Annotated in this window: 4 protein-coding genes; all 4 read left to right on the top strand. The window is 56.3% G+C overall.

The window, feature by feature from the left end; all coding sequences use genetic code 11:
* The first annotated feature begins 25 nt into the window (after positions 1 to 25).
* Positions 26 to 550 (top strand): 30S ribosomal protein S4, encoded by a 525-nt coding sequence (locus tag PHF79_04205; protein MDD5318983.1) that lies wholly within the window; start codon positions 26 to 28, stop codon positions 548 to 550.
* Positions 551 to 706: 156 nt separating this feature from the next.
* A complete protein-coding gene (gene rpsK / locus PHF79_04200) occupies positions 707 to 1,075 on the top strand; it encodes a 30S ribosomal protein S11 (GenBank protein ID MDD5318982.1) in 369 nt (122 codons plus the stop codon).
* 2 nt (positions 1,076 to 1,077) lie between these two features.
* Positions 1,078 to 1,755 carry a DNA-directed RNA polymerase subunit D gene (locus tag PHF79_04195; protein MDD5318981.1) on the top strand — a complete coding sequence of 226 codons (678 nt, stop codon included), beginning with the start codon at positions 1,078 to 1,080 and terminating at the stop codon, positions 1,753 to 1,755.
* Entirely contained in the window at positions 1,755 to 2,705 is a 951-nt protein-coding gene (gene twy1, locus PHF79_04190; protein MDD5318980.1) for a 4-demethylwyosine synthase TYW1, read from the top strand. The genes PHF79_04195 and twy1 overlap by 1 nt, the downstream gene beginning before the upstream one ends.
* The last annotated feature ends 75 nt before the right edge of the window (positions 2,706 to 2,780 follow it).

Raw genomic sequence — 2,780 nt, 5'->3', positions numbered from 1 at the left:
ATTCTCAAACAAATACGAAAGGCCCATGAGGCTTTGGGACCTGGACCGGCTTAAGGACGAGAAGGGCCTGAAGCGCACATACGGCCTGAAGAACATGCGCGAACTCTGGGTCATGACGCAGCACCTCAAGAAGGCGAGGCGTGACGCAAGGCGCCTGCTTTCCCTTTCCGAGGAAGAGAGGGCGAGGGACATCGGCAAGCTCATGAACAAGCTGCACAAGCTGGGCATAATCCCAAAGGAGGCGAAGCTTGAGGACATCCTGTCCCTCACGGTGAAGGACGTCCTGGAGAGGCGCCTGCAGACCCGCGTGGTACGCAAGGGGCTAGCCAAGACCATGGCGCAGTCCAGGCAGCTGATTACGCACGGCTTCATTTCCATCGGCGGCAGGAGGATTTCCGCGCCGAGCTACCTAGTCACCAGCGACGAAGAGGAGCGCATCTCATACACGCGGCCCATAGACCTTGAGCCGCCCGCGCCTGTAGAGGAGGCGAAGGAGGAGGAGAAGGCCGAAGAAAAGGCCGAGGAGAAGCCCGCTGAGGCGGCGGCTTAGAGGTTTGATGTTATGGCCGAAGAAAAGGAAGAAATGAAAGAAGCGAAGGAGGAAGCCCCCAAGGAAGAGAAGGCCGCTCCCGCCGAAGAGAAGCCGCCGGAAGCCAAGCCCGCTGAGGCCGAAAAGCCGAAGGAGAGGCGGCGCGGGAGGCTCGCGATAGTGCATGTGTACTCATCCAAGAACGATACGATAATAACAGCTACCGACGTGAGCGGCGCAGAAACGCTCGCATGGGCAAGCGGCGGCATGATGGTGAAGTCTTCCAGGGAGGAGGGCAAGCCCTACGCAGCCATGCAGGCGGCGGGCAAGGTCGTCGGCCAGCTCAGGGAGAAGGGCATAGACACGGTCCACATCAAAATCCGCGCTCCGGGGGGCAACCGCTCCAAGACGCCGGGAGGCGGCGCTCAGGCGGTCGTCCGTACGATTGCAAGGATGAAGATACGCGTTGGAAGGATAGAGGACGTAACCCCGCTGCCCACCGATTCCATGAAGAGGAAGGGCGGAAGAAGGGGAAGGAGGGTGTGAGCATGGACGTGGAATCCCTACAGGATGGCGGCAACAAGCTTTCCTTCGCAGTGAAAGGAATCTCCATTCCGCTCGCGAACGCAGTCAGGCGCTATTCAATGAACCACCTCCCCATACTGGCGATAGACACAGTGACCATGTATGAAAACTCCGCGTCCATCTTTGATGAGTACGTCGCCCACCGTATAGGGCTCATCCCGATAAAGACGCCAAAGAACGTCCCCGCATCCGCGGAGGTGTCCTTCGTGCTGGACGCGCAGGGCCCCAAGGTCGTCTATTCCGGGGACCTGCAGAGCAGCGACGCCGGAATAGCGGTCGCCGAGCCAAAAATACCCATAATAACCCTTACCGAGGGCCAGACCCTCCGCCTGGAGGGCAAGGCAATCTCCGGCACCGGCAGGAAGCACGCGAAGTTCCAGGCAGGCATAGTTGCATATGAAGATAAGGAGGACGGCTCATTCTCCTTCAAGGCCGAGAGCTTCATGCAGATGGGCGCCCGCGAGATGCTCGTCCGCGGCTGCAAGCTGCTTGAGGGCGACCTTGAGGAACTCTCCGACGAGGTTTCCGCAATAGGCGGCGAGAAGAGGAAGAAAAAGAAGAAATCCGCCGAGACCGAATCTCCCAAGAAGGCGAGGAAGCCGAGGGCGAAGAAGGCCAAGAAGGAAGAAAAGGAAGAATGATGGCCCCCGGTTTTTCCTCCGAAGTGCGCAAGCAACTCCTCAACAAGCAATACGGATTGGCCGGAAGGCACTCCGCCGTCCAAATCTGCTCCTGGACAAGGAAATCCCTGCGCGGCAAAGGCTCCTGCTACAAGCAAAAGTTCTACGGCGTTGAGACGTACAAATGCTGCCAGATGAGCCCCTCGGCAGCGTGGTGCCAGCAATCCTGCATTTTCTGTTGGCGGCCGATGGAATGGATGCACAAGAAGTTTTCTTCAAAAGAGGACGCGGCTTCGCCCGAAGAAATAATAGAAGCCTGCGTAAAATCCCGAAAAAAGCTCCTCTCCGGGATTGGAGGTGCCCATGATGTGAATCGCCCCCTTTTCCAGAAATCCTTCTCCGAATTCCCTTCCCACTGGGCGATTTCCTTATCCGGCGAGCCGACCCTTTACCCAAAACTTCCAGAACTGGTGAAGGCGCTTCGTGCCCGTAAAGAAGTGAAAACCATTTTCGTAGTCTCAAATGGCCAGGAGCCCTCCATGATTAGGAAATTGAAGGGCGCGGGCCTCACCAATTTGTACATCTCCGTGGATGCGCCCACCCCCGCCCTTTTCAAGAAGATAAACCGCTCCATTTACCCAAACGGCTGGAGCCGCCTGAAGCGTTCCCTTTCCCTAATGAAGAATATGGACTGCAACACCGTAATCCGCTTCACCCTCATAAAAGGACTGAATGATTCTCCCGCGCTGCTACAAAAATATGCAAAGCTCTTCTCCTCCGCTTCCCCCACTTACATAGAAGTGAAAGCATACATGTTCCTCGGCTACTCCCGCCTCCGCCTTAAGGAAGAGAACATGCCTTTTCACGAATACGTAAAGGAATTTTCCGAATCTCTGCTCAAATTCCTGCCTGATTACAAATACAAGGATGAGTGCGCGGACTCTAGGATAATTTTACTGAAGAGAAAATAAAAAACAAAAAACCTACTCGTACCTCAGCGCCTCTACCGGCGAAATGGAAGCCGCGTTCCTTGCCGGCACCACCCC

It is taken from the genome of Candidatus Paceibacterota bacterium, from assembly GCA_028714275.1.
GTDB lineage: Bacteria > Patescibacteriota > Minisyncoccia > Phycocordibacterales > CAINVO01 > CAINVO01.
This window is presented reverse-complemented; position numbering and strand designations above follow the sequence as displayed.